This window comes from Streptomyces sp. NPDC000594, from assembly GCF_040299965.1.
In the GTDB taxonomy this organism is placed as follows: Bacteria; Actinomycetota; Actinomycetes; order Streptomycetales; family Streptomycetaceae; genus Streptomyces.
Genome location: NZ_JBEPCY010000002.1, coordinates 98293 through 123679 on the forward strand (window position 1 = coordinate 98293; position 25387 = coordinate 123679).

Genomic DNA, 25387 nt, shown 5'->3' on the forward strand with positions numbered 1-25387 from the left:
TCCGTAGGTGATAAGTGCAGGTGGTGACCGTTCATCATCGCTCAGCCGACACCCGGGCGACTCACAGGCAACCCATGGGACGATCTCCGCGTCCCACCCTGAGTCGGGACCCTGCCGCGGAGCGGCACGCATAGCACCGTACGGTTGACCGGTGGCCGCCGACCCGAGGAACACCGCGCCACCGGAGAGCAAACAGGGGGAAAAACGCTCGGATGCCTTACCACGCACCCGGTCCTCGGCCCCGCTGGTGGACCGAACTCATACTCATAGCCGTCGTCTATGTCGCCTACTCGGCGGGGCGGCTGCTCGCGCGCGGCGATGTGGACACCGCGGTCGACCACGGACTCGCGATACTCAGGGCCGAAAGGGCCCTCCACCTGGATTTCGAGACCCCGCTCAACGACCTCTTCACCTCGACCCCGGCGATCGGCGTCCCCGCCGACTTCCTCTACGCGTCCCTGCACTATCTCGTCACCCCCCTCGTCCTGGTCTGGCTCTTCCGCAGCCACGCCGTCCGCTACCGCGCCGCCCGCACCTGGCTGATGCTCTCCACCCTGCTGGGCCTGGTGGGATTCACCCTGATGCCGACCTGTCCGCCCCGGCTCCTCGAAGCGCACCACGGCTTCGTGGACACCATGGCGCAGTACAGCTCCTACGGCTGGTGGGGCACCGAGGCGAGCGCCCCGCGCGGCATGGGGGGATTCACCAACCAGTACGCGGCGATGCCGAGCCTCCATGTCGGCTGGGCGATCTGGTGCGGCGTGATCATGTGGCGGTTCGGCCGCGGCCCGCTGATGCGGTCCTGCGCCGTCGCCTATCCGCTGGTCACCGTGATCGTGGTGATGGGCACCGCCAACCACTACTTCCTCGACGCCGTGGCGGGCGCCGCGGTGATGGGGCTCGGACTGCTGCTGACCGCCCCCGCGATGCGGCTGGCCGACCGGGTACGGGCCCGGCTCGCCCCCGCCGCGGCCGTCGCCGTCGCACGGGCCGCCACCGAGGACCGCACCGACCGTACGGGCCGTATGGACCGCACCGAGCGCACCGAGCGCACCGATCGCGCTGACCGTACGGACCGCTCCGGCCAGGACAACTCCGCCGGACGGGCCCCGATTGTCGGTACCGGGTGCCAGACTGCCCCGGGTGAGCGAATCCCTGGGCAGCGGACCACCTCCGCAGGCGCCGACGACACCTCCCCGGCGGCCGACGACACCACTCCGGCAGCGGCTCGCTGAGCTGCGCGGTCCCGCCGTCCGCCCGCGCCCGCTGGACGCCCGGTCGCTGGCCGCGCTCGCGGCCAACCCCGGCTGCTCCCGGCGGGCGCTGCTGGACGGCGCCGGAGTGGACAAGGCGAGACTGGCCCTCGCCCTCGGCTCACCCGCCTCCTTCGGCCAGTCCCAGTTCGCCTTCATGCGGGGGAACGCCTTCGAGGCCCGGGTGAAGTCCGACGGCGGCGCCGAGCTGATGCGGCTGCTCGGTGCCGAGGGAGCCGGGGTCGACCGGCCCGACCTCGCCGCCGCCGGCCCCGAGGGGCGGGCGGCGCGCACCTCGCTCGCCCTGCGGCAGACCACCGCCGCCGGGGGGTGGAGCCTGCTGGACCACCCCATGCTGATGCTGGAGGTCGCGGGCACCCCCGTCTATCTGGAGCCCGACGCGGTCGTCGTCCACCCCGACGGCCACTGGACCGTGGTCGAGATCAAGTCCTTCCCGATGATCGACGGCTCCGCCGACGCCGCCAAGGTCGGCGCCGCCGCCCGGCAGGCCGCCGTCTACGCCCTGGCCCTGGAGCGGGTCGCCGCCCATGTCCCCGGCGCGACCGTCCGCGACCGGGTGCTGCTGGTCTGCCCCAAGGACTTCTCCAACCTCCCCACCGGCTCCTGGGTGGACATCCGCAAACAGCGCGCGGTCACCCTCCGCCAGCTCCGCCGGCTGACCCGGATCGAGGAGATCGCGGCCCTGGTCCCCGAGGGCCGCACCTTCGACCCGGAGTGCCCCGCCGATCAGCTGACCGAGGCCGTTGAGGCCGTCGAGGCCGCCTATGCCCCCGACTGCCTCGCCGCCTGCGAGCTGGCCTTCCACTGCCGCGACCGGGCCCGTGCCGACGGCGGGGTGACCACCCTCGGCCGCTCCGTCCGGGGCGAGCTGGGCGGCCTCACCACCATCGGCGAGGTGCTCGACGCGGCCCGGGGCGCCTCGGGCGACCCGGCCGACCCCGCCGTGGCGACCCTGCGCCGGGCCGCCGCCCTGCGCGCCGAGGCCCTGGGGCGCACCGGCCCCGCAGCACCACCCGGAGCACCCGGGGCGGCTTCCAGGGCACCCGGGGCTTCCGGAGCACCCGGGGTGTCCGCTGTGCCCTCCCCGTCCGCCGCGTCCGTCGTCGCGCCCCCGGGAGCCCCGGTGGCCGACGTCCCCGCCGCCCGGGGACATGACGACCCCGCCGGCGGGCACCAGTACGCGGGGGAGGAGGCCGGAGAATGCCGCTGATGACCACCCTGGCCCGGCTGGAGGCCGTGGAGTCGGGCCGCGCCCAGCCGCTGACCACCGTCCGCCACCGCCACCTCGGCGACCGCCCGCTGGTCCTGGTCCCGCTCACCACCGCCGGAGAGGCGGGCGCCCCCCTCGGCGCGCTCGTCGGCACCGACCGGGACCGGCCCACCCTGCTCACCGTCGCCCAGCCCCGCGACCGCGACCTCCGCTTCGCCTTCCTCGCCGAGCTGGCCGACGCCGTCCTGCCCCATATCGAGGGGTACGCCGACGACATCGAGCCCGTGGAGCGCCTGGAGACCGACCCCGCCACCGGCAGCCGCGCCCGGGTCACCGCCGAGCTGTGCCGGGACGCCCCCCAGCTGATCGTCCCCGGCCGGGCCGCCGTCGACTTCGTCCGCCTCCTCGGGCGCTCCATGCGGTTCCGCCGCACCACCGAGCAGGACCCGGACACCCCGTACCCCGCCCCGCCGTATGTCCCGCTCCTCGGCCGCTGGCTCACCCACTACGGCGAGCGCGCCCGGGTCCCCGGCTCCTCGCTGCTGCTCGCCGCCACCGATCTGCTGAACCGGCACTGGGCCACCGGCCAGTCCTCCGTGGAGGACCAGCACCTGGGCGCGCTGCTCGCCTGGATCGACCCGCCCCCCGGCACCCCGGGCGCGGCGGCGGCACTGCGCGCCGAGACCGGGCGGGACGAGCGGGGGCAGCTGCTCTGCCCGCCCGCCGGGCCCGCCACCGACCCCGCCTTCGACAACCAGATCCTCGCCCCGGCGGTGGAGGCGTACGACCGGGTCCGTCTGAAGCTGGGCGAGGCCCAGGACGGCGTGGCGGCGGACGGCTGGTTCGGCCAGCTCACCGTGGCCGAGCGGGACATCCGGGACGCCCTCCGGACCCAGCTGGAGCCCACCTGGGCGGCGGTCTGGCACGCCCTCGACCTGCTGCGGGAGCTGCCCGAGGGGGCCAGGGCCGAGGACCGCTGGACCCGTGACCGCTGGTCCTTCACCGCCCACCGGGACCGGGTACGGGCCGGGGAGCCGCCCCAGCCCCGCCGGGACGACGCGGTCACCGCCGCCCGCAAACTGGCCACCCGGGAGACCGCCCAGGCCCAGCTGGAGGCCCAGGAGGCGCTGGACGACCCCCTGGTGCTCGCGGGCCGCCGGCTCGCCGGGGAGGCGTTCACCGCCGAGGTCACCGAGGTGGTGATGGCCTGGTCCGAGTCGAAGCGGCCCGCGCCGCGCCCGCTGGTGAGCCTGCGCACCGACGACACCCCGCACCTCGCCGAGCGGCTGAAGGTCTACCGCGATCTGGACGGCAAACCCCAGGCGGCGGAGCTGGTGCGCCGGGAGGCCGACGGGGTGCTGGTCCTGCGGATCCTGGACCGGATGGGCCGGTCGAAGGAGCCGGCCCCGGGCACCGTCCCCGAGAAGGGCGACCGGATCGCCTGGACCCTGTTCGAACACGCCCCCCGGGGCGGGCCGAAGCTGCCGGAGCCGGAGGAGACACCGTGGACCCACGGCGGCCCGCCCGGCGCCGACGCGGAGGCCCCCGACCCGGTGACCCCGGAGGATCTGCTGTGACCGCGACCGCTTTCGACCCCGCCGCCGCGGCGAAGGAGGCCACCGACGCCATCCTCGCGGCCACCCTGGACGGGGACCACCGGGGTGTGGTGGTGGACTCCCCGCCCGGCGCGGGCAAGTCCACGCTGGTGGTCCGCGCCGCCCGGGAGCTGGCCGCGGGCGGCCGGCGGCTGATGATCATCGCGCAGACCAACGCCCAGGTGGACGATCTGGTGCTCCGGCTCGCCCGCGCGGAGCCCGAGCTGCCGGTGGGGCGGCTGCACAGCAGCGACCCCGACCCGTACGACCGGGCGCTGGACGCGCTGCCCCAGGTACGGACCTCCGCGAAGGCGGCCGAGTTGGCGCCGCTGGATGTGGTGGTCTCCACCGCGGCGAAGTGGGCGCATGTCCAGGGGGTCGAGCCCTGGCGGCACGCGATCGTGGACGAGGCGTACCAGATGCGTTCGGACGCGCTCCTCGCGGTGGCGGGTCTCTTCGAGCGGGCGCTGTTCGTGGGCGACCCGGGTCAGCTGGACCCGTTCTCCATCGTGGGCGCGGAGCAGTGGGCGGGGCTCTCCTACGATCCGGCCAGCAGCGCGGTCTCCACCCTGCTGGCCCACAATCCGGAACTGCCCCAGCTGCGGCTGCCGGTCTCCTGGCGGCTGCCCGCCTCCGCTGCGGGCCTGGTCTCCGACGCCTTCTACCCGTACGCGCCCTTCCGCAGCGGCACCGGCCCGGCGGACCGGAAGCTGACCTTCGGGGTGGCATCGGACGGCTCCGCCCCCGACCGGGTGCTCGATGAGGCCGCCGAGTCGGGGTGGGGCCTGCTCGAACTGCCCGCCCGGCACACCCCGCGCACCGACCCGGAGGCGGTGCGCGCCGTGGCCCTGGTCGTCCGCCGCCTCCTCGACCGGGGGGCCGCCGCGACCGCGACCGCCGACACGGCGCCCACCCCGGTCACCGCCGACCGGGTCGCCGTCGGCACCGCCCACCGCGACCAGGCCGCCGCGGTCCGCGCGGCCCTCGCGGAGACCGGGGTCACCGGGGTGACCGTGGACACCGCCAACCGCCTCCAGGGCCGCGAGTTCGATGTCACCGTCGTCCTCCACCCCCTCTCGGGCCGCCCCGACGCCACCGCCTTCCATCTGGAGACCGGCCGCCTCTGCGTGCTGACCTCCCGCCACCGCAACGCCTGCGTCGTCGTCTGCCGCGCGGGCGTCGCCGACCTCCTCGACGACCACCCCTCCACCGAACCGGTCCAGCTCGGCGTCACCGTCAAGTTCCCCGACGGCTGGGAGGCGATGATGTCCACCTGGGACCGCTGGTCCGGCCACCGGGTCCCGTACACCCCCTGACCCCCCACCGGGGCCGCACCCCGGCACCCACCCGGGCACATGCGGGTCACCGCACGTCGCACCGCGTGGCCCGTCGCAACCGCCCGCTGTTACCGGGCCGCCGTCGTCCGTGCGGGGTCGGGGGCACCGGGGTGAGCGCCTCCGGGTCCGGGCGGGTCCATGGCTCGCCGAGCACGACTCCGCGGGCCGGTGTCGTCGCCGGCCGAGCGTGCCCAGCGGTCCGGCGATCGGCGCCTTCCGGGTTCCCCCGGTGGAGCGGTGCCGCCGCGATCGTGACGGCCGCCGCAGCGCCTGTACGGGTCGCCGCGCGCGGGGTGGCCGGTCGCGGCCGCCCGCCATGACCGGGCCGGGGGGTGTACCCGGCCCACGCTCCGGGACGGTGGCATCGGGGGCGGTCGGGTGGCCGTGGACCCCTCCGGGGCACGGGCAGGCGTCAGGTCCCGCCGAAGGCGGTGCGGCGGGTCAGGAGGGCGGCGACCTCGGGGACGCGTCGGTGCGGGCGGAGGGCCGTCGCCGTCGAGGCGAGGAGCGCGTCCACCCGGGCCGACCGGACCCCGCCCTCCACCAGATCGAGCACCCGGTGCGCCGCCGCCGCCGACTCGTCCGGGGCCGCGCAGCGGGTCAGTGTCAGCGCCTGATCGGCCCCGTACATCGCGAGATTGCGGGCGAAGTGGGGATTCTGGAGCCGTACGGCCGTCCGCAGATGCCCGGCCGCCCGGTGCCACTCCCCGAGCATGGCCAGACACCGCGCCTGGAGCGCCTCCAGCTCGGGGCGGCCGAAGAAGGACATCCACTCCGGGCACGCCTCCGTACCGCCCCGCTCGAAGTGGTGATGGGCCCGGCTCAGCGCCCGCTCGCAGCCGCCCCGGTCACCGAGGCCCGCCCGGCCGCCCGCCTCGCGCAGCGCCAGCAGCGCCGGCAGCAGCGGCCCTTCCGACTCCGGGGCGGCCCGCGCGCCCGCCTCGGCGGCCCGGACCGCCTCCCGGTGCCGGCCCAGGCTCCGGGCGAGCATCGAGATATTGGCGAAGGCGTGCGCCTCCAGGCCCGGATCGCCCGCCGCCCGTGCGATGGCCAGCGCCTCGCCGTAGTGGGAGCGGGCCTCCTCCGGGCGGCCCGAGTCATGCGCCAGCCATCCCACCGACAGCGCCAGCGCCCCGGTCGCCGAGTGCAGCCGCGCCAGGACCGGGGGCCGCGCCGAGATCCCCGAGTCGAGCAGGGCGTACGCCGCCCGCAGCGGCCTGGCCGCCCGCCGGTGCAGCCCCTCGGCGCCGTGCCGGTCGTCCAGCAGCCGGATCCGCCGTACCGCTTCCTCGACCGCCGCCACCTCCGGCTCGCCCGCCCGCCGGCCCGGCTCCGCGCCGCCGAGCAGGACGGAGCCCAGCCCGGGGTGTGCCCCGAGCGAGGCGGCCGCCGCCGTGGCGGGGCCGCTGGTGATGAACTCCCGACGTAACACTTCGCCCTCCTCACCGCCGGTGCCGCCACCGGCCCGGCTCCCGGCCGCCCCGGACGGCGGCGCGCCCCGGCGGCGGCGCCCACCGCCGCGTACCGTCTCCCGCGCCGCGAACCCCAGGTCCGTCAGGGTCAGACCCGGGTACATATGACGGAACACCCGCTCGTAGGCGTAGTTGGGGCAGCGGATCTCACCCGACTCCACCCGCCCGATGTACCGTGCGTCGCAGGACACCTGCTCACCGATCTCCCGGGCGGCCCGGCGCACCGCCGTCGCGAACTCGCCGGGTGACCGCGGACCGCGCAGCCGCCGGAACGCCGGGTTCGGCACCGGCCGCCGCACCGGACCGGGAGGCGGCCCGGGAGGCGGCCCGGGGCTCGGGCCGGCGCCGGGGACTTCCGGGGTATCCGCCGGTCGTGGCCGGGGTGACGACATCATGGCCGGGTCCTCCCTGGGACGCCTCGCACTGACCTGTTGCAACGGAGTGTGACGGCGAAAGGGACGTCTCCGCTGCGATCCGCCATGAACTGCCATCGTTTGGGCGGCGTGGCGCCGTAGCCCTTGACGCGCTCGGACCGTTGAACCCCCAGGGGGACACCAGCCGTGTTCCCGGTCGAGTGACGAGAGGATCCCGTGATGGAGGTCGGCATGGAGACCAGCGCCGGTGGCGTCCGGACGCCCGAGGCACCCACCATGACCACGGCACCGCACCCTCCGGCCCGCACCGCGACCACCGGGCTCGCCGCACCTCCACCGTGGCGGCTCGCCTGGGCGGCGGCACAGGCCACCACCCGGGAGCGGGAAATCCAGGGACGGGAAACCCAGGAGCGGGACGCCCGGGAACGGGACACCACCCAGGCCACCACCGCCCACCACCGGCCCACCCCGGACAGCAGCCCCGCGCCCGGTGCCTTCCTCCCGGTCCGCTGCGACCTGGTGACCGTCCCCACCCGGCAGGGCCTGGAGGCCGTGGACATCCTGCGGCGGACCACCGGCCGCGCCGTCGGCCCGGTCCTCCACGACGACAGCCGGGACACCCTCGGCTTTCTGGTGCCCCCCGGCACCGCCGACGGCTGGGACCTGCCGGGCAGCGCCTGCGGCCACCCCTGGGGCCGCGGCCCCCGCCCCGCCCCGGGCTCCCCGGTGCCCGGCAGCCGCTGGCTGCTGCCCCCGGTCCCCGGCGACACCGGCGACACCGGCACGGTCACCGACCCCGCCGTGCTCCGCCGCGCCCTCGGCGAGGCCGCCCGCCTGATCGCCGCCGCCGACAGCCGCCGCTGACCGCCCTCCCCCGGCCTCCCGCCGCCCGCCGGGGCCCGCCGTCGCCCGGCCCGGCGATAATGGATCCATGGCGAAGAGCAGACGACGGCGTGGCGGCGAGGACGGGGGAGTGGTCGCCGCCGTGGACGGCGGCACGGCGGAGCTGATACCCGACCCCGACCGCCCCCGGGGCTGGACCCTGCTGATCGATTCCGCGCCGCAGTCCCATGTGGACCTGGACGACCCCGCCCGGCTGACCTTCGCCTACCAGCGCCGCCTCGGCCATGTCGCCGATCTCACCGCTCCCGAGCGGACCCCCCTGCGCGTGGTGCACCTCGGCGGCGGCGCCTTCACCCTGGCCCGCTACATAGCCGCGACCCGGCCCCGCTCCACCCAGCAGATCGTGGAGATCGACGCCGCCCTGGTGGGGCTGGTCCGGGAGCGGCTGCCGCTCGACCCCGGTGCCCGGATACGGGTGCGTTCCCTCGACGCCCGCGCCGGGCTCGCCCGGATCCCCGACGGCTGGGCCGACCTGATCATCGCCGACGCGTTCAGTGGGGCCCGTACCCCCGCCCATCTCACCAGCGCCGAGTTCCTCGCCGAGGTCCGCCGGGCGCTCGCCCCCGGTGGCCGGTACGCGGCCAATCTCACCGACGGCCCCCCGCTGGCCCATCTGCGGGGCCAGATCGCCACCGCCGCCTCCGTCTTCCCCGAGCTGGCGCTCGCCGCCGACCCCGCCGTCCTGCGCGGACGCCTCTTCGGCAACGCGGTCCTGCTCGCCTCGGACGCCCCGCTGCCGCTCGCCGAGCTGACCCGGCGGGTGGCGGGCGACCCGCACCCCGGCCGGGTCGAACACGGCCGGGAACTCCTCGACTTCACCGGTGGCGCGGCGGTGGTCACCGACGCCGCGGCCCGCCCCTCGCCCGCCCCGCCGCCCGCCGCCTTCGACCGCTCCTGACGGCGGACCCGGCACCCGGAACGGACCCGGCACCCGGCGCGGACCCGGCACCCGGCCGGGCTCGGTGCCCGGCCGGGCTCGGTGCCCGGCGACGCACGCGGGCCCCGGGCTCACTTGCTGTAGAACTCCACCCGCGGCTTGCCCCCGTGCCAGGTGCAGAAGACCGATTCCTCGCGGTCGCCCTGGGTGAAGGCCACCCGGATCCCCCACTCGTGCTTCCAGACATCCATCTTCCAGCCCGCGTTGGGCGTCGAGAAGGACAACTCGCCCTTGTCCGGTCCGATGTCGAAGACCACCCGGCCCCCGTCCACCGTGAACGGCTGCACCCCGGTCAGCCCCTCCAGCACGGTGGGGCCCGTGCTCGCCGAAGCCATCGGCTTCTGGTCGTTGGGACCCTGATCGCCCGTCAGGCCCTTCTCCGGGTGGGAGGCCGGGCGATCGACGGACGAGGTCCCCGTGGACGGCGCCGCCGGCGGCAGCGCGACCGTGGTCCGCCGGGTCGTCTCCCCTTGGGCGGGCCGCTTGGTGGACGACACCCGGGGCTCGGAACGCTCCTCGCGATCGTCGTCGTCCTCGTCGTCCCCACTGATCGGAATGGCCCGAGGACGGTCGTACGCGGTCCCGGACATCACCGAGTGGACGCCCCACCAGGACAGTGTCACCGCGGCTCCGGTGGCCATCGTCCACGCCATGGCATGTACAAGTCCTCTACGCATCGGCCCCATACTGCACCACGTGCCCCGTTCCTGTCCCCGGCGTGACAGGGGCTGTTCCGGATTGTGAGCACCCGCCGCCGGAAGGCGACCCGGATACTCCGAATGGCGTACGGTGCGGCCCATGGCACGAGTGCTTGTCGTCGAGGACGACCAGTTCGTACGTTCCGCCCTCATCCGGCATCTGACCGAGGCCTCGCACACCGTGCGCAGCGTCGGAACGGCTCTGGAAGCGCTGCGGGAGGTGGCCCATTTCCGTTTCGATGTGGTCATCCTCGACCTGGGGCTGCCCGATCTGGACGGTTCCGAGGCGCTGAAGATGCTCCGGGGCATCACCGATGTCCCTGTGATCATCGCCACCGCGCGGGACGACGAGGCCGAGATCGTCCGGCTGCTCAACGACGGGGCCGACGACTACCTCACGAAACCTTTCTCCGTGGAGCATCTCTCCGCCCGGATGGCGGCGGTGCTGCGCCGTTCCCGCGCCGCCGGGGACCAGCCGCCGCCGTCCAGGGTGATCCGGGTCGGCGGCCTCGCCATCGACCCGCTGCGCCGCCAGGCCGAACTCGACGGTGTCTCGCTGGATCTGACCCGGCGGGAGTTCGATCTGCTGACCTTCCTGGCGGGCCGCCCCGGTGTGGTGGTCGCCCGCAGGGAGCTGCTCGCCGAGGTCTGGCAGCAGAGTTACGGGGACGACCAGACCATCGACGTCCATCTGAGCTGGCTGCGGCGGAAGCTCGGCGAGACGGCGGCCCGGCCGCGCTATCTGCACACGCTCCGCGGTGTCGGAGTGAAACTCGAACCGCCCAGCGGTTCCCCGAGCGGACACCCCCGAGGACAGCACAGATGAGATGGGCGCTGGTCAAGGTCTGCCTGGCGGTCACGGTGATGGTCGTGGTGGCCTTCGCCGTACCGCTGGGTCTGGTCATCAAGGAAATGGCCCGGGACCGGGCGTTCACCAACGCCGAGCGGCACGCGGCCACCGTGGGCCCGGCCCTCTCCATCACCCAGGACCGGGACAAACTGGCCACGGCGATCAAGTCCACCCAGGCGTGGTCGATGGGCCGGCTCGCGGTGCACATCCCCTCGCCCGTGCCGGACGGGGTGCCCATCGAGATCGGCACCCCCCGCTCCACCCCCGAGGCGATGGCCGCCGTCGGCGGCAGCACCGGCGCCACCATGGAGGTGGACGACGGCTGGGTGCTGGTGCAGCCCAATGGCATCAGCAGCGGCGAGATCGCCATGGTGGAGGTCTTCATCCCGGACGACGAGGTCTCCCGGGGTGTGGTCACCGCCTGGCTGGTCCTGGCCGGGGTGGGGCTGGCGCTGATCGTGGGCTCGGTCGCGGTCGCCGACCGGCTGGGGGTACGGATGGTCCAGCCCGCGCAGCGGCTCGCGGGCGCCGCCCATGAGCTGGGCGAGGGCCGACTGGGCGCCAGGGTCCCGGAGGAGGGCCCGGCGGAGCTGCGCTCGGCGGCCATCGCCTTCAACGCGATGGCCGACCAGGTGGTGCAACTCCTCGCCAATGAGCGTGAGCTGGCCGCCGATCTCTCCCACCGGCTCCGTACCCCGCTCACCGTGCTGCGGCTGAACGCCGCCTCGCTGGGCGAGGGCCCGGCGGCCGACCAGACCCGGGCCGCCGTGGAGCAGCTGGAACGCGAGGTCGACACGATCATCCGGACCGCCAGGGAGGCCAAGCCGCAGACCACCGCGGTGGGCCCGGGGGCGGGCTGTGACGCCTCCGAGGTGGTCCGGGAGCGGATGGACTTCTGGTCGGCGCTGGCGGAGGACGAGGGCCGCAAGGTCAGGGTGGCCGGGGTGGAGCGGCCCGTCCGTATCCCGGTGGCCCGCTCCGAGCTGGTGACCGCGCTCGACGCGCTGCTCGGCAATGTGTTCCGGCACACGGCGGAGGGGACGGCCTTCTCGGTCGATGTCCACAACGGCGAGGACGCGGTGATCATCCTGGTCTCCGACGCGGGGTCGGGGATAGCCGACCCGGCGGCGGCGATGGCCCGGGGCAACAGCAATGGCCGGGACGGCTCCACCGGACTCGGTCTGGACATCGTGCGCCGGGTCGCGGAGTCCACCGGCGGGGATGTGCGGATCGGCAGCTCGGTGCTGGGCGGTACGGAGGTACGGGTCTGGCTGGGTCTGGCCCCGTACACCGGCGGTGAGCCGGCCGAGCGCCGCCGGGGCCATCGCGGCGGTGAGCGCCGCCGCTCCCGGGTGCCGGTCCGCTCCTCCCGGGGCGGTGCCTGAGCACTCCGGTACGGACCACCACGGGCCCTCGGGGTCACCACGGGCCCTTCGGAACGGGCCGCCACGAGCCCGGGTGCCGGCCGCCGTGCCCCCCGTACGGGACCACAGCGTCCCCCGGTACGGATCGCCGCGAGCTGTCGGACCCCATCCCCGCGCGATCTGCGGCCGGGGACGGCGGTCAGAGTTAAGTGGCTCCGATGCTGGCCTTAAGCGCACCCTAAGAACTACCCATCCCGTCCGTGATATCCGGTATGCCGGATTCTGGGTGGATAGAGTGATGAACACGCCCGCTCCTCGGATCCCCACCCGGATCCGGAGCGGGCCCTGAACTTCTTCCGCCCCCCACCCGCGCGTCCCGGTCGGCCCCCCAATCCGACCGGGACGCGCTGTTTTCCGGTCGGGGGCCCTTCCGGGCCGTCCGGGCTTTCCTGGGGCGAGTGGCTGACGTCACACTCTTGGGGGGCGGTCATCGCGAGGTCCGTGTCCGGCCCCGGGTGTCCGTCAGGGGTGGTCGGGAAACGCTCAGGGATGCTCGGGAAACACCAAGGGCCCCGGTCTTCCGACCGGGGCCCTTGATCCATCAGGGTGAGTGACGGGACTTGAACCCGCGGCATCCTGGACCACAACCAGGTGCTCTACCAGCTGAGCTACACCCACCATGTCCGGTCTTTTTCTGACCGGCCGAGAGAAAGTCTACAGGGTCCGGGAGGGTGCTCGCGCCACTTTTCTCTGGGACGCTCGCGCGGGCACCTCTCCCGGTCCCGCCGGGCTCACTCCGCGGGGAGGACGTGCCTCGCCGCGATCGTCCGGGCCGTCTCCGAGTCGGGCCCGGGGGCCGGCACGAAGACGGCCTCCCGGTAGTAGCGCAGCTCCGCGATGGACTCACGGATATCGGCCAGCGCCCGGTGGTTGCCGCTCTTCTCGGGACTGTTGAAGTACGCCCTGGGGTACCAGCGGCGGGCCAGCTCCTTGACCGAGGAGACATCCACGATCCGGTAGTGGAGCCAGCTTTCCAGGGTGGGCATGTCACGGAGGAGGAAGCCCCGGTCCGTGCCCACCGAGTTCCCGCACAGCGGTGCCTTCCCGGGCTCCTTCACATGCTCGCGGATGTACGCCAGCACCTGCTCCTCGGCGGCGGCGAGCGTGGTGCCGCCCGCCAGCTCGTCGAGCAGGCCCGAGGCGGTGTGCATCTGCCGCACCACCTCGGGCATGGTCGCCAGGGCCTCGTCCGGGGGGCGGATCACGATGTCCACCCCGTCGCCGAGCACATTCAGTTCCGAGTCGGTGACCAGGGCGGCCACCTCGATGAGTGCGTCGTCCGCCAGCGAGAGCCCGGTCATCTCGCAGTCGATCCACACCATGCGGTCGTTCATGCGACTACCTTATGGCGCGCTCCGCTGTCCGGGCAGGCTGGGACGGCCGTGGCCCGTCACATAGGCGCCGGACGGCGGCTTCCCCAGCTCGGGCGGTCCGGAGGGACCTCCCGGTCCGGCGGTGGCCCCGGCGGTACGTCTCGCCTGTACCGGTACGACCGAGTCCACCATCGACGCCGGGGCGGAGTCGCCCTGGGGTCTGCGCACCCGGTAGGCCGCCCGGTAGGCCGCCGGGGAGGACCCCAGCTGCCTGCGGAAGTGACCCCGCAGGGCCACCGGCGAGCGGAAGCCGCACCGCCCGGCGACCTCGTCCACCGAGTAGTCCGAGGTCTCCAGCAGCCGCTGGGCCTGGAGCACCCGCTGGGTGATCAGCCACTGGAGCGGAGCGCTCCCGGTGAGTGAGCGGAATCGCCGGTCGAACGTCCGTCGGCTCATGTACGCCCTGGCCGCCAGCGTCTCCACGTCGAACTGCTCGTGAAGATGCTCCAGCGCCCAGGAGACGACCTCGGCCAACGGGTCCGACCCGATTTCCTCGGGTAAAGACCTGTCCAGATAGCGCTCCTGACCGCCGCTGCGCCGGGGCGGCACGACCAGCCTGCGGGCGAGTGCCCCGGCCGCCTCGGTGCCGTGGTCGGTCCGGACGATATGGAGGCAGAGGTCGATACCGGCCGCCGTGCCCGCGGAGGTGAGCACATCGCCGTCGTCGACGAACAGCTCCCGCGGATCCACATGGACGGACGGATACCGCTTCGCCAGTGTCGGTGCGTACATCCAGTGCGTCGTCGCGGGCCGGCCGTCCAGCAGTCCGGCGGCGGCGAGGACGAACGCCCCGGTGCACAGTCCGACTATCCGCGCTCCCTCCTCGTGCGCGCGGCGCAGTGCGTCGAGCGCCTCCGGCGGTGGCGGTGATGTGATCGACCGCCATGCCGGCACGACGACCGTGCCCGCTCTCCCGATGGCCTCCAGGCCGTACGGTGCGGTCAGTTCGAGACCGCCGGTGGTCCGCAGCGGTCCCTCCTCGCCCGCGCAGACGAGCAGTCGGTAGCGAGGAACTCCGGCGTCCTGACGGTCGATTCCGAACACCGAGAGCGGGATGGAACTCTCAAAGATGGGGCCGCCACTGAAGAGCAGCACGGCGACGACTTCCCGGCGCCGGCGCCCCGAGAGCTTTCGTGCTGCCTCCGGTGCGGCGGAGTCCTGACTCATGACGCTAAGCCCCCCTCGGTATTCGCGTCTCCCCGTTCGTTTCGGGCCTTTCGCTCCTGCACGTTTCCCCTCGGTTTTGCACGAGTTACGAGCCTTCGATACTCAAGATCGAATCTACTGCGTCCCGTGACGCCGCCGTGACAAGTTCGGCATGCCCCGCTATGTCTGCATGCGAACTTGGCGCGAAGCATTCGATCACGAAGCGTTCCACTCGTGGGCCCCGCAGGGAAGTCCGCCTCTCGCGCATGGCCCGTCCCCATAGGGTGCGGGGGCGGCGGTGACCCCTTTCTTTCCAGGTGACAAGGGGGTGCCCAGGCCATTTCCCCAAGGGACGGGTACCGGCGTGAAGTTGGCTGAAATTATACGGGTGCGTGCGTGCGAATGGGTCAGTCGCGGGGGGTGCGTCCACCGCTGTGGCGGCCCGTACGGCGGGTACCGGGGGCCGGTCCGGTCCTGCGGTGGTGGCCCCCGCCGGTGGCACCCGGACGTCTTTGCCCGGGAATCGCCGCCCGTGCGGCCGTCCGTCGGCCCGCCCGCGCCGCGGCCTCCCCGCGCTGTGCGTACCGCAGTACGGCGCGGCACACCACGGTGAGGAGGGCCAGGGCGATCCCCGTCACCACCGCGCTCCGCACCGGGAGGCCGGAGACGACGAGGACCACGGGGACCAGCAGGACACAGAGGGCGGCCCAGCGCACGATCTCGCCCACCGGGTCGGCGTGGGCGGTGCGGCCGGAGCGGGCGGCGCGGCCGACAGGGGGAGTTCCGGCCGGACGGGCGGCGCCCCGGGCGGGCCGGCGGGCCCGGCTCCGGTGACGGGGTGACAGGGGTGCGGACACGGCGGGTTCCTCGCGGTTGTGGGGTGACCGAGGTGCCAACGAGGAATAGAGCCTTCCGGTCACTGCGGCACGGAGTGCCTTTGAGGGGGTGCGGGGACCCGCCGGATACGGCCGGTCCCGGACGCCCCTCCGCAGGCAGCCGCCGTCCGCCGGGGCTCCGTCCGGCGGGGGCCGCGAGGGGCTCCGGGGCGTGTGCGGCTTTGCCACCGTGATCCTTTGTCCGGCCGGATGCGGCCCTCCCCGCGACGGACGCCGACCGGCCCCCTCGGGGAACCACCCGCCCCCACCGACCCTGCCGCCCCCTCTGTCCTCTCTTTTCCCGATACCCCCACTGCTCCCGCTGTCCCCGCTGCTCCCTCGGTACCCGCCGCTCCCGCCGGGGCTCCCCGGCGGGACCCCGGGCTCCCCGCTCCCGCCGCCGGACGGTCCGGCGGCCTCCCCTCGGCCCGCCCGGGGGCGGGAGGGGCCCCTGGGGCGTATGGAGCCCTCCCCGGGTGGCCGGACCCCGCCCCCGGGTCCGGAGGCTCCAGCGGCGCTCCAGCGGCCCGGGGACGGCTGTAGGCACCATGCGGCATTGCCATCCGGCACGACCTCAGGCATGCTCCCTGGAATGCTGGATTGGGCCGACCGGCCCTGGGCAGGAGAGGAGTGTCGCCGTACCCTTACGGGTAAGGGCCAGGGAAGATGTTTCCCGGACACAGCATCCGTCGCCATGTCGATCCCTCTACCGAGGACTTTCTTCGCCGAGACACCGATGGCAGGTCACGAGATCCCCGAACCCGCGGACCGCAAGCAGATCGCCGATCCCACGGCGGAACTGCGGGCGGCGGAAGAGACACGCCCCTCCTGCGACCCCGCCTTCCGGCATGGCGTCGTGGTCGGCTTCGACGGCTCCACCTCCAGTGAGCGGGCACTCGCCTATGCGATCGGCATGGCCCGGCGCTCCGGCTCCGGTCTGATCATCGTCCATGTCGCCAACCGGCTGCCCACCACGGTCTGGGCCGGGTGCGAACCCCCCGTCTTCGTGGATGTGCCCGACCACCGCACCGAGGTACTGGGCCTGGAACTCGCCTGCGCCGACTATCTCGCCGAGGTCCCCTGGATCCTGGTCGAGCGCGGTGGCGACATCTGCCATGAACTGGAGGAGGTCGGGCGGGAGTACTCGGCCGACGCCATCGTGGTCGGCTCCACCCATGGCATCGTGGGCCGGATCTTCGGCTCGGTCGCCGGCCGGCTCGCCCGCCGCGCCCAGCGCCCGGTCGTCGTCATCCCCTGATCCCGTACCGCTGAGCCCGTACCCCTGAGCTTGCGCCGCTGAGTCCGTGCCCCTCGGCCCGTACCCCTCCGCTCCGAGATCCCCGTACCCCTGAGTGCTTCGCGGCACCCGGTGTCACCCGCGCCCAACTCCCCGGCCCCCGGCGGGCACAGCGCCGCCACGAGGGCCGGTGGTGGCCGGGACGGGATCGTCCCGGCCGTGTCCGGCTACTCGACCGTCACCGACTTGGCGAGGTTCCTCGGCTTGTCGATGTCCCGGCCCATCGCCAGCGCCGTGTGGTACGCGAAGAGCTGGAGCGGAATCCCCATCAGGATCGGGTCCAGCTCGTTCTCGTTCTTCGGCACCACGATGGTGTGGTCCGCCTTCTCCTGCTCCTGGTGGGCCACGGCCAGGATCCGTCCGCTGCGGGCCTTGATCTCCTCCAGCGCCGCCCGGTTCTTCTCCAGCAGCTCGTCGTCGGGGACGATCGCCACCGTCGGCAGCGCGGGCTCGATCAGCGCCAGCGGGCCGTGCTTCAGCTCCGAGGCCGGATACGCCTCGGCGTGGATGTACGAGATCTCCTTGAGCTTCAGCGACGCCTCCAGGGCCACCGGATAGCCCCGTACCCGCCCGATGAACATCATCGACTGGGCCCCGGCGTACTCCTCCGCCAGCTTCTTGATGTCGTCCTCGGCGCTGAGGATCTCGCCGATCTGCTCGGGCAGCCGGCGCAGCCCCTCGATGATCCGCCGTCCCTCGGAGACCGACAGATCGCGGATGCGGCCCAGGTGCAGCGCGAGCAGCGCGAAGGCGACGACGGTGTTGGTGAAGCACTTGGTGGAGACCACACAGACCTCGGGCCCGGCGTGCACATAGGTGCCGCCGTCGGCCGCGCGGGCGATGGCCGAGCCCACCACATTGACCACGCCGAGGACCCTGGCCCCCTTGCGCTTCAGCTCCTGGACGGCGGCGAGCACATCGTAGGTCTCACCCGACTGGGAGACCGCCACATAGAGGGTGTCCGGGTCGACCACCGGGTTGCGGTAGCGGAACTCGGAGGCGGGCTCGGCGTCGGCCGGGATCCGGGCGAGCGACTCGATCAGCCCGGCGCCGATCATTCCGGCGTGGTACGAGGTGCCGCAGCCGAGGATCTTCACCCGGCGGATGGAGCGGGCCTCCCGGGCGTCCAGGTTGAGCCCGCCGAGGTGCACCGTGGAGAACCGGTCGTCGATCCGGCCGCGCAGCACCCGGTCGACCGCCTCGGGCTGCTCGGAGATCTCCTTGTGCATATAGGTGTCGTGGCCGCCCATGTCGTACGACTCGGCCTCCCAGTCCACGGTGGTCGGCGTGGCGGTGGTGGTGGACCCCTCCGTGGTGTACGTACGGAAGTCGTCGGCCTTGAGGGTGGCCATCTCGCCGTCGTCGAGGGTGACGATCTGGCGGGTGTGGGTGATCAGCGCCGCCACGTCGGAGGCGACGAACATCTCCTTCTCGCCGATGCCGAGGACGACCGGGGAGCCGTTGCGGGCGACGACGATCCGGTCGGGGAAGCCGGCGTGCATCACGGCGATGCCATAGGTGCCCTCGACCACCTTGAGGGCGTGGCGGACCTTCTCCTCCAGGGTCGCGGCGGCGGAGCGGGCGACCAGATGGGTGAGGACCTCGGTGTCGGTCTCGGAGGCGAAGACGACGCCCTCGGCCTCCAGCCGGGCGCGCAGCTCGGAGGCGTTGTCGATGATCCCGTTGTGGACGACGGCGACCTCGCCGTCGGCGGAGAGATGGGGGTGGGCGTTCTCGTCGCTGGGGGCGCCATGGGTGGCCCAGCGGGTGTGGGCGATTCCGGTGTTCCCGGCGAAGCGCTTGGGGACGCGGGCCTCCAGCTCACGGACCCGGCCCTTGGCCTTGACCATCCGCAGCCCCTTGGCCTTGGGGCCGGTGATCACCAGACCGGCGGAGTCGTACCCCCGGTACTCCAGCCGCTGGAGCCCTTCCAGCAGCAGCGGTGCCACATCACGCCTGCCGATGTATCCGACGATTCCGCACATCAGGTGGTGCCCCTCCGTAGATCGTCCGGACGGCCCGCACGGCCGTCCGGCTCAGCCGTAGACGATGCGGCGCAGCTGCCGGAGCGACAGCTCCGGAGGCGCCACGGCGCGGTGCGGCAGCTCGGCCGCGATCCGCTCGAAGATCTCCGCGTTGGCCAGGCCGCCGGACTGGAGCTCCCGGTGGCGCCGGCGGACGTAGTCCTCGGTGCGCTCGTCGAAGTACGCCAGCACATCCAGCACCACCCGGGCCGCCTCGCCGCGCCGGAGCGCGGTGCTGCGGACCAGATGGTCTATGAGGTCGTCGTGCGAGGGTGCCGCGACCGCCGAGGGAGGCGGGAGCGGCGGACGACCGGGCCGGTGTTGTTCGAGCACTCGTCGATACTGCGGTCCGGATCGGGGTTATGCAACAATCCTGCCCGATTCCGGGCAGGATCATGGTCAGAGGCGGGCGAGAATCGCCTGTTTGGCGGCGGTGAACTCGTCGTCGGTGAGGATTCCGGTGCGATGCAGCTCACCCAGCTCCCGCAGCCGGCGCAGCAGGGCGTCATGGTCGGGTGCCCCGTCCTCGCCGTCGCGGCCCTCCTGGGCGGGGGGCAGTACGGGTGCGGTCTCCGCGCCCCCGGTGGCGTACGGGTGCGGCAGCCGGGCCACCACGGCGGCGGCGACCAGGGCCATCAGCGGGTCCTTGCGGAAGCCCCACAGCTCCACCGCGTGCGGGTCGTACTTGGGCGGGGCGGTGGTGGCGGAGCGGGTGACGGTGAAGCGGAGGTAGCCGCTCTCCAGGCCGGAGGAGGGCAGCCACTCGACGGCCTCCACATCCTCGATCAGGATGGTGCGGGGTCCGCCGGACGCCTTGGACTCCGTGGTCTTCCAGTTCCAGGAGAGCTTGATGTGCTCACCGTCGAAGGCGACGGTGCCGTCGCCCGCGCCCACGGTGAGCGGCAGCGCGGGGCCGGGCAGCAGATAGCGGTCGGCCGGTCCGGCGGGGATCTGCTCCAGCAGCAGGGCGTTCCGTACCGCGTCCACGAAGTACTCGGCGGTGCCGGTGCGGTCGGGCTCGACGGTCAGCAGATACGGGTCGGAGCCGTCGGCGAGTCCGCCGCCGGTGATCTGGAGCAGCGGGTCGGCGCCGTTGCGCAGCCGCAGCCGCAGCCGTCCGCTCTTCTTCCCCGGCTCGAAGGACACCCCGGCGAGGGCCTCCAGTGGTACGGCCAGCTCGCCGAGCGTCCTGCGCAGCGGGCTCACACCCTTGTCGGAGCCGGGCACGATCCGCACCGTCTCTCCGTCGAAGGTCCAGGTGCCGTCCTTCTGGATGATTTCTGCCATGAAGGGATTCTTTCACCCCTTCGGATGATGTGCGGGTGCCCGTGCCCGAAGCATCGGGCACGGGCACGGCCGTCCGGGCACGGGCACCCGGGCGGGGTCGTCTCCGCGGAGACGGCGGGGACGGGCGCGCGTGAGGGACCGTGTCACGCGCGCCCGCCGGTTCTCAGGAGGCGTTCCCCGCGAGGGGGTTCCTCAGGGTGCCGACCAGCTGGAGCGCCCCGGAGGGGTCGGTGAGGTCGACCATCTGGGCGTTGTCCCGCAGCTGGAGCCGGTTGAGGCAGGAGAGCGCGAACTCCTCGGCGAAGAGGTCGTACTCGGCGAACCGGTCCGCGAGATGCGGCACCGACTTCTGGTAGGCGCGGGCGCAGTCGGCCACCGCTCCCCAGAACTCGTCCTCGGTGAGCCGTCCTTCGGTGACCAGGGCGGCGGAGAGGAAGCGGAAGAAGCAGTCGAAGACATCGGTGAAGATCGACAGCAGCTTCATGTCCTCGGGGACCTCGACCCGGACCCGGTCCACGGTGGGCGGCAGCACCGCGTCCGCGTCCATGACCGCGATCTCCTCGGCGATGTCCTTGAAGATCGCCCGCTGGACCGTCCCGTTCCCGTCGAGGACCAGGATCACATTCTCCCCGTGGGGCATGAAGACCAGGTCGTAGGCGTAGAAGCAGTGCAGCACCGGGGTGAGGTAGGCGTGCAGATAGGAGCGGAGCCACTCGGCCGGGGTGAGTCCGGACCGGTCGATGAGCGCTCCCGCGAAGGACGCGCCCTCCTCGTCGACATGGAGCAGCGAGGCCATGGTGGCCACGGTCTCGCCCGGCTCCAGGGAGGCCACGGGGCTCTCCCGCCAGAGCGCGGCGAGCATTTTGCGGTACGGGGAGTAGCGGTCGGTGGCCGCCTCGTACGCGCGGTGGTGGTAGCCGATGGCGGCCCGCTCGCGGATGATCGAGAAGCGGGCCTCCTTGAGGATGTCGTCCCGCTCGATCAGCTGGTGCAGCCAGTCGTTGATCGCCGGGGTGGCCTTCATGTACGCCGCCGACAGACCCCGCATGAAGCCCATGTTCAGCACCGACATCGCGGTTTTGACGTAGTGCTTCTCGGGCGCGCTGATGTTGAAGAAGGTCCGGATCGACTGCTGGGCGAGGTACTCGTCGTCGCTCTCGCCGAGCGGGACCAGCCGCTGCTGGGCGATCTCGGCGGAGAAGGTCACCGAGAGCTTGTTCCACCACTGCCAGGGGTGGACCGGGAAGAGGAGGTACTCCGCCGGGTCCAGCTCCAGGGCGGTGAGCCGGGCGTCGAACCGGGCCCGGGTCCCCTCGCTCAGCTCGGCGCGGACCAGGCTGTCGTAGTCCAGGCCCTCGCCACAGGTGAAGGTGGCGTGGTCGCGCCGGGCCGCCAGCCAGATCAGCCGGACCGGGTTGGCGGTCTCGGGGGCGTACCGGTGGTACTCGTGCACCCCGAAGCCCAGCCGGCCGTTGTTGGCGACGAAGCAGGGGTGGCCCTCGGTCATCCCGGTCTCGATCTCCTGGAAGCCGGCGCGGGCCAGCTCGGCGGAGGTCACCGGCTTCTTGGTGAGCTTGTAGGCGGTCCCGGCGACGGTGGAGGAGATCTCCTCCAGATAGACCGGGAGGATCTTGTCGCCGAGGCCGAGGGAGCCCTTCAGCTCGATGAAGAACTCCAGCGCGTCCAGGGGCAGCTCGGCGCCGTCGCGGTGGCGGGTGATCGACCCGGCCTCGACCTGCCAGTGCTCCAGGGCGAGACGGCGGGCGGCGAACCGGTACTCGGTGGCCCCGTCGTCGCTGGCGACGCGGTAGGTGCCGTCGCCGGTGGACTCCGGTACGAGCAGCCGCTCATGGGTGAACTCGGCGAGTGCCTTGCGGATGAGCTGCCGGGTGGCGCGCTCCCACAGTTCGGGCGTGAGGTGGGGGACCGACTCGGAGGCGATCATCGGCCCGCCTCCTGGACAGCCGCGCTCTGCTCGAACCGCTCGCGGGTGCAGACGCTGAGGTAGGCGTCCTTCTCGGGCTTCTCTATCTTGTCGACGACCTCGAAGCCGACATATTCGTTGAGCGCGTGGACGGCGTCGTTGCGGATGTCCGGCTCGACCACGACGCGGTGGTTGGCGGGGTCGGCGAACAGCTCCCGCATCACGGCGGTGATCACCGCGCGGGTGAAGCCGTGCACCGGGGTGTCGGTCGGCGCCACCAGGAAGTGCATGCCGACGTCGCCGGGCTCCGGCTCGTACAGGCCGACCAGCTCCACATGGCGGGGGTCGTACCACTCCATGAGGAAGACGGGCTTCCCGTCGAGGAGCCCGATGGCGGCGTGGTGGTGCTCATGGGCGGTGATCGCGGCGTACTCGCGCCGGACGTCCTCGACACGGGCGTCCTGCATCATCCAGAACGCGGCCTTGGGGTCGGTGACCCAGCCGTGCAGCAGGGTGGCGTCGGCGACCGGGTCGAGCGGCCGGACGGTGAGCCGGGAGGCGAGGGAGGTCATACGGCGAACTCCTGGAACGCGATGGACTTTTCGACGGAGTAGTACTCGGAGCCCAGCATCTCGGCGATGATGTAGGCGTTCCGGTAGGGGCCCATCCCCAGGTCCGGCGAGGTGATCGAGTGGGTGTGCACCCCGGCGTTCTGGAGGAAGACACCGCGCCCGGTGACATCGATGGAGTAGTTCCGGGCGACGTCGAAGCGGCCCCGGCCGTCCCAGCGGATCCGGTCGCGGACCGGCTCCAGGAAGGCGGGCGGCGCGTAGCGGTAGCCGGTGGCGAGGATCAGACCCTCGGTCTCCAGCTCGAACTCCTTCTGCTGCTCCTCCTGGCGGAGGGAGAGGGTGTACGAGCCGTCGGCGTACCGGGCGTCGAGCAGCGCCGAGTTGGTGAGCAGCCGGGTGGGGACCGGGCCGTCCAGGTTCTTCTGGTAGAGCAGATCGAAGATCGCGTCGATCAGATCGCCGTCGATGCCCTTGAAGAGGCCCTTCTGCTGGGTCTCCAGGCGGTAGCGGGTCTCCTCGGGCAGCGCGTGGAAGTAGTCGATGTACTCCGGGGAGGTCATCTCCAGCGTGAGCTTGGTGTACTCCAGCGGGAAGAACCGCGGGGAGCGGGTGACCCAGTTGAGCCGGTAGCCGTGGACGTCGATCTCGGAGAGCAGGTCGTAGTAGATCTCGGCCGCGCTCTGGCCGCTGCCGACCAGGGTGATCGACTTCTTCTTCTGGAGCTCCTGCTTGTTGCCGAGGTAGCGGGAGTTGTGGATGAAGTCGCCGCCGAGGCCCTCGCAGGTCTCGGGGATGTACGGCGGGGTGCCGGTGCCCAGCACGATCCGGCGGGTGAGGTGGGTCTCGCCGGTCTCGGTGCGGACGGTGTACAGCTCGCTCGTGGCGTCGAACTCCACCTGGGTGACGGTGGTGTCGAAGCGGATGGAGGTGAGCTTGCCGGCGGCCCAGCGGCAGTAGTCGTTGTACTCGGTCCGCAGCGGGTAGAAGTTCTCCCGGATGTAGAACGAGTAGAGCCGGCCGCGCTCCTTGAGGTAGTTCAGGAAGGAGTACGGCGAGGTCGGGTCGGCGAGGGTCACCAGGTCCGACATGAACGGCGTCTGGAGGTGGGCGCCGTCGAGGAACATCCCCGAGTGCCACTCGAAGTCCGGCTTGGACTCCAGGAAGAGACCGTTCAGTTCGCCGATCGGCTCGGTGAGGCAGGCGAGCCCGAGGTTGAAGGGCCCGAGCCCGATACCGATGAAGTCGAGGGGCTCGTTACGCGCTGACAAGGCGATTCTCTCCCAGGTACTGCTCGGCGTGGCCGGCGATCAGATCGAGGACGGCGGCGATGTCGGCCGTCGTGGTCTCGGGGTTGAGGAGGGTGAACTTGAGGTACTGGCGGTTGCCGACCTTGGTCCCGGCGACCACGGCCTCACCCGAGGCGAAGAGCGCCTTGCGGGCGTAGAGGTTGGCGCGGTCGATCTCGGCGGGGTCGGTGACGGCCTCGGGGATGTACCGGTAGACCAGGGTGGAGAGCTGGGGGTTGACCACCACATCGAAGCGGGGGTCGGCGGCCAGCAGGTCCCAGCCCTCGCGGGCGAGCGCGCAGACCTCGTCGAAGAGCTGTCCGATGCCGTCGGCGCCCATGACGCGCAGGGTCATCCACAGTTTCAGGGCGTCGAAGCGACGGGTGGTCTGGAGGGACTTGTCGACCTGGTTGGGGATGCGCTCCTCGACCGTCCGCTTGGGGTTGAGGTAGTCCGCGTGGTACGTGGCGTGGCGCAGGGTGACCCGGTGGCGGACGAGCAGCGCGGAGGAGCTGACCGGCTGGAAGAAGGACTTGTGGTAGTCCACGGTGACCGAGTCGGCCTGCTCGATGCCGTCGAGGAGGTGGCGGCGGGTGGGCGAGGCCAGCAGTCCGCAGCCGTAGGCGGCGTCGACATGCATCCAGGCGCCGTGCTCGCGGGCGAGGGCGGCGATCTCGTGCAGCGGGTCGATGGAGCCGAAGTCGGTGGTGCCCGCGGTGGCGACGATCGCCATCGGGACCAGACCGTCGCGGACGCACATCTCCAGCTCGGCGGCGAGCAGGACGCTCTGCATCCGCTTGTCCCGGTCGACGGGGACGGAGACGACCGCGTCGGGGCCGAGACCGAGGAGGGTCGCGGACTTCTGGACGCTGAAGTGGCTGCACTCGGAGGCGAAGATACGGAGCTTGCGGAGGTCGTCCGTGGGGGCCTCCTCACGGGCGAGCAGCAGTGCCTGGAGGTTGGACTGGCTGCCGCCGCTGGTGAAGACGCCGTCGCCGGCGGGGCCGTAGCCGATGCGGCCGGTGGTCCACTCGATCAGTTTGCGCTCGATCAGGGTGCCGCCGGCGCTCTGGTCCCAGGTGTCCAGGGAGGAGTTGACGGCCGAGAGCACGGCCTCGCCGACCACGGCGGGGATGACCACCGGGCAGTTGAGGTGGGCGAGGTAGCGCGGGTGGTGGAAGTAGACCGCGTCGCGCAGGTAGAGCTGTTCCAGCTCGTCCAGGGCGGCGGAGGAGTCACCGAGGGGCCGGTCGAGGTCGACGGCCGAGATCTGCGGTGCGAGTTCCTCGGGGGTGACGCCGGTGAACGGCTGCCGGGTTGTGGCGAAACGATTCGCCACCCGCTCGACTCCTTCGGTCACAGCGCGCCGGTAGGCGTCCGCCGTCCCGTCGTTGAGCAGCTGCGAGCGCATGCGATGCCCTTCTGGGTGTGGGGAACCGGTCGCCCTCAGAGGACAGGTGAGGGGGCGGGACGACCGCAAGTGAGGTTAGCCTAACCTAAATTCCATTCCCCTTCCGCCCCCCTGCACC

21 protein-coding genes and 1 tRNA gene are annotated in these 25387 nt (G+C 72.6%); 9 read left to right on the forward strand and 13 right to left on the reverse strand.

All coding sequences use genetic code 11. The features are described 5' to 3' along the window. The first annotated feature begins 212 nt into the window (after positions 1–212). From ABT354_RS03200 to ABT354_RS03215, 4 genes are read left to right on the forward strand one after another with little or no spacing between them, the layout of a single operon-like run. Complete coding sequence (locus tag ABT354_RS03200; RefSeq protein WP_351488263.1) at positions 213–1235, forward strand: phosphatase PAP2 family protein; 1023 nt, start codon at positions 213–215, stop codon at positions 1233–1235. Then, positions 1144–2484 carry a hypothetical protein gene (locus ABT354_RS03205; RefSeq protein WP_351488265.1) on the forward strand — a complete coding sequence of 447 codons (1341 nt, stop codon included), beginning with the start codon at positions 1144–1146 and terminating at the stop codon, positions 2482–2484. The genes ABT354_RS03200 and ABT354_RS03205 overlap by 92 nt, the downstream gene beginning before the upstream one ends. Further along, complete coding sequence (locus ABT354_RS03210) at positions 2475–4061, forward strand: hypothetical protein (protein ID WP_351488268.1); 1587 nt, start codon at positions 2475–2477, stop codon at positions 4059–4061. The genes ABT354_RS03205 and ABT354_RS03210 overlap by 10 nt, the downstream gene beginning before the upstream one ends. Then, the gene (locus tag ABT354_RS03215; protein WP_351488271.1) at positions 4058–5395 is read left to right on the forward strand and encodes an AAA domain-containing protein; all 1338 of its coding nucleotides are present in this window, start codon (positions 4058–4060) and stop codon (positions 5393–5395) included. Before ABT354_RS03210 ends, ABT354_RS03215 begins: the two co-directional genes overlap by 4 nt. 433 nt (positions 5396–5828) lie before the next feature. Here ABT354_RS03215 and ABT354_RS03220 read toward each other — a convergent pair whose 3' ends face one another. Further along, entirely contained in the window at positions 5829–7175 is a 1347-nt protein-coding gene (locus tag ABT354_RS03220; RefSeq protein WP_351488273.1) for an NsdA family TPR-like regulatory protein, read from the reverse strand. A 474-nt stretch (positions 7176–7649) separates the two neighbouring features. Between ABT354_RS03220 and ABT354_RS03225 the strand changes: the two genes are divergently transcribed. Beyond that, complete coding sequence (locus ABT354_RS03225) at positions 7650–8126, forward strand: hypothetical protein (protein ID WP_502983323.1); 477 nt, start codon at positions 7650–7652, stop codon at positions 8124–8126. Positions 8127–8193: 67 nt separating this feature from the next. Beyond that, positions 8194–9063 (forward strand): spermidine synthase, encoded by an 870-nt coding sequence (locus ABT354_RS03230; RefSeq protein WP_351488275.1) that lies wholly within the window; start codon positions 8194–8196, stop codon positions 9061–9063. Between the two features lie 110 nt (positions 9064–9173). Here ABT354_RS03230 and ABT354_RS03235 read toward each other — a convergent pair whose 3' ends face one another. After that, positions 9174–9755 carry a hypothetical protein gene (locus tag ABT354_RS03235; RefSeq protein ID WP_351488278.1) on the reverse strand — a complete coding sequence of 194 codons (582 nt, stop codon included), beginning with the start codon at positions 9753–9755 and terminating at the stop codon, positions 9174–9176. Between the two features lie 145 nt (positions 9756–9900). Between ABT354_RS03235 and ABT354_RS03240 the strand changes: the two genes are divergently transcribed. Both ABT354_RS03240 and ABT354_RS03245 read left to right on the forward strand, forming a co-directional pair. Then, entirely contained in the window at positions 9901–10626 is a 726-nt protein-coding gene (locus tag ABT354_RS03240; protein ID WP_351488281.1) for a response regulator transcription factor, read from the forward strand. Further along, positions 10623–12035, forward strand: a complete 1413-nt coding sequence (locus ABT354_RS03245; RefSeq protein WP_351488284.1) for a sensor histidine kinase — start codon at positions 10623–10625, stop codon at positions 12033–12035. The genes ABT354_RS03240 and ABT354_RS03245 overlap by 4 nt, the downstream gene beginning before the upstream one ends. A gap of 584 nt (positions 12036–12619) precedes the next feature. Here ABT354_RS03245 and ABT354_RS03250 read toward each other — a convergent pair. From ABT354_RS03250 to ABT354_RS03265, 4 genes are all read right to left on the reverse strand, one after another. Beyond that, positions 12620–12692, reverse strand: a tRNA-His gene (locus ABT354_RS03250). 113 nt (positions 12693–12805) lie between these two features. After that, positions 12806–13408 (reverse strand): oligoribonuclease, encoded by a 603-nt coding sequence (gene orn / locus ABT354_RS03255; protein WP_351488287.1) that lies wholly within the window; start codon positions 13406–13408, stop codon positions 12806–12808. 9 nt (positions 13409–13417) lie between these two features. Beyond that, complete coding sequence (locus ABT354_RS03260) at positions 13418–14614, reverse strand: helix-turn-helix domain-containing protein (protein WP_351488289.1); 1197 nt, start codon at positions 14612–14614, stop codon at positions 13418–13420. 386 nt (positions 14615–15000) lie between these two features. Continuing rightward, on the reverse strand, positions 15001–15450 hold the full coding sequence (locus ABT354_RS03265; RefSeq protein WP_351488292.1) for a hypothetical protein: 450 nt from the start codon (positions 15448–15450) through the stop codon (positions 15001–15003). Positions 15451–16204: 754 nt separating this feature from the next. Between ABT354_RS03265 and ABT354_RS03270 the strand changes: the two genes are divergently transcribed. Beyond that, positions 16205–16726 carry a universal stress protein gene (locus tag ABT354_RS03270; protein ID WP_351489151.1) on the forward strand — a complete coding sequence of 174 codons (522 nt, stop codon included), beginning with the start codon at positions 16205–16207 and terminating at the stop codon, positions 16724–16726. A gap of 206 nt (positions 16727–16932) precedes the next feature. Here the strand turns inward: ABT354_RS03270 and glmS are convergent, their stop codons facing one another. The 7 genes from glmS to ABT354_RS03305 form a co-directional block, all read right to left on the reverse strand. Beyond that, positions 16933–18750, reverse strand: a complete 1818-nt coding sequence (gene glmS / locus ABT354_RS03275) for a glutamine--fructose-6-phosphate transaminase (isomerizing) (RefSeq protein WP_351488295.1) — start codon at positions 18748–18750, stop codon at positions 16933–16935. Positions 18751–18801: 51 nt separating this feature from the next. Continuing rightward, on the reverse strand, positions 18802–19044 hold the full coding sequence (locus ABT354_RS03280) for a hypothetical protein (protein ID WP_351489154.1): 243 nt from the start codon (positions 19042–19044) through the stop codon (positions 18802–18804). A gap of 144 nt (positions 19045–19188) precedes the next feature. After that, positions 19189–20076, reverse strand: coding sequence for a DUF4429 domain-containing protein (locus ABT354_RS03285; RefSeq protein ID WP_351488298.1), 888 nt, complete (start codon positions 20074–20076; stop codon positions 19189–19191). Between the two features lie 163 nt (positions 20077–20239). Continuing rightward, entirely contained in the window at positions 20240–22021 is a 1782-nt protein-coding gene (locus tag ABT354_RS03290; RefSeq protein ID WP_351488301.1) for an IucA/IucC family protein, read from the reverse strand. Then, on the reverse strand, positions 22018–22572 hold the full coding sequence (locus tag ABT354_RS03295; protein ID WP_351488303.1) for a GNAT family N-acetyltransferase: 555 nt from the start codon (positions 22570–22572) through the stop codon (positions 22018–22020). Before ABT354_RS03295 ends, ABT354_RS03290 begins: the two co-directional genes overlap by 4 nt. Then, the gene (locus tag ABT354_RS03300) at positions 22569–23840 is read right to left on the reverse strand and encodes a lysine N(6)-hydroxylase/L-ornithine N(5)-oxygenase family protein (protein ID WP_351488306.1); all 1272 of its coding nucleotides are present in this window, start codon (positions 23838–23840) and stop codon (positions 22569–22571) included. Before ABT354_RS03300 ends, ABT354_RS03295 begins: the two co-directional genes overlap by 4 nt. Then, positions 23827–25269, reverse strand: a complete 1443-nt coding sequence (locus ABT354_RS03305; RefSeq protein WP_351488309.1) for a pyridoxal phosphate-dependent decarboxylase family protein — start codon at positions 25267–25269, stop codon at positions 23827–23829. The genes ABT354_RS03300 and ABT354_RS03305 overlap by 14 nt, the downstream gene beginning before the upstream one ends. Between the last annotated feature and the right edge of the window lie 118 nt (positions 25270–25387).

Bases quoted from the DNA above. Each gene is read 5' to 3' on its own strand.
- ABT354_RS03200 (WP_351488263.1), top strand. From the start codon at position 213: ATGCCTTACCACGCACCCGGTCCTCGGCCCCGCTGGTGGACCGAACTC.
- ABT354_RS03210 (WP_351488268.1), top strand. From the start codon at position 2,475: ATGCCGCTGATGACCACCCTGGCCCGGCTGGAGGCCGTGGAGTCGGGC.
- ABT354_RS03230 (WP_351488275.1), top strand. From the start codon at position 8,194: ATGGCGAAGAGCAGACGACGGCGTGGCGGCGAGGACGGGGGAGTGGTC.
- ABT354_RS03235 (WP_351488278.1), bottom strand. From the start codon at position 9,755: ATGGCGTGGACGATGGCCACCGGAGCCGCGGTGACACTGTCCTGGTGG.
- ABT354_RS03240 (WP_351488281.1), top strand. From the start codon at position 9,901: ATGGCACGAGTGCTTGTCGTCGAGGACGACCAGTTCGTACGTTCCGCC.
- ABT354_RS03245 (WP_351488284.1), top strand. From the start codon at position 10,623: ATGAGATGGGCGCTGGTCAAGGTCTGCCTGGCGGTCACGGTGATGGTC.
- orn (WP_351488287.1), bottom strand. From the start codon at position 13,408: ATGAACGACCGCATGGTGTGGATCGACTGCGAGATGACCGGGCTCTCG.
- ABT354_RS03260 (WP_351488289.1), bottom strand. From the start codon at position 14,614: ATGAGTCAGGACTCCGCCGCACCGGAGGCAGCACGAAAGCTCTCGGGG.
- ABT354_RS03270 (WP_351489151.1), top strand. From the start codon at position 16,205: ATGGCAGGTCACGAGATCCCCGAACCCGCGGACCGCAAGCAGATCGCC.
- glmS (WP_351488295.1), bottom strand. From the start codon at position 18,750: ATGTGCGGAATCGTCGGATACATCGGCAGGCGTGATGTGGCACCGCTG.
- ABT354_RS03285 (WP_351488298.1), bottom strand. From the start codon at position 20,076: ATGGCAGAAATCATCCAGAAGGACGGCACCTGGACCTTCGACGGAGAG.
- ABT354_RS03290 (WP_351488301.1), bottom strand. From the start codon at position 22,021: ATGATCGCCTCCGAGTCGGTCCCCCACCTCACGCCCGAACTGTGGGAG.
- ABT354_RS03295 (WP_351488303.1), bottom strand. From the start codon at position 22,572: ATGACCTCCCTCGCCTCCCGGCTCACCGTCCGGCCGCTCGACCCGGTC.
- ABT354_RS03305 (WP_351488309.1), bottom strand. From the start codon at position 25,269: ATGCGCTCGCAGCTGCTCAACGACGGGACGGCGGACGCCTACCGGCGC.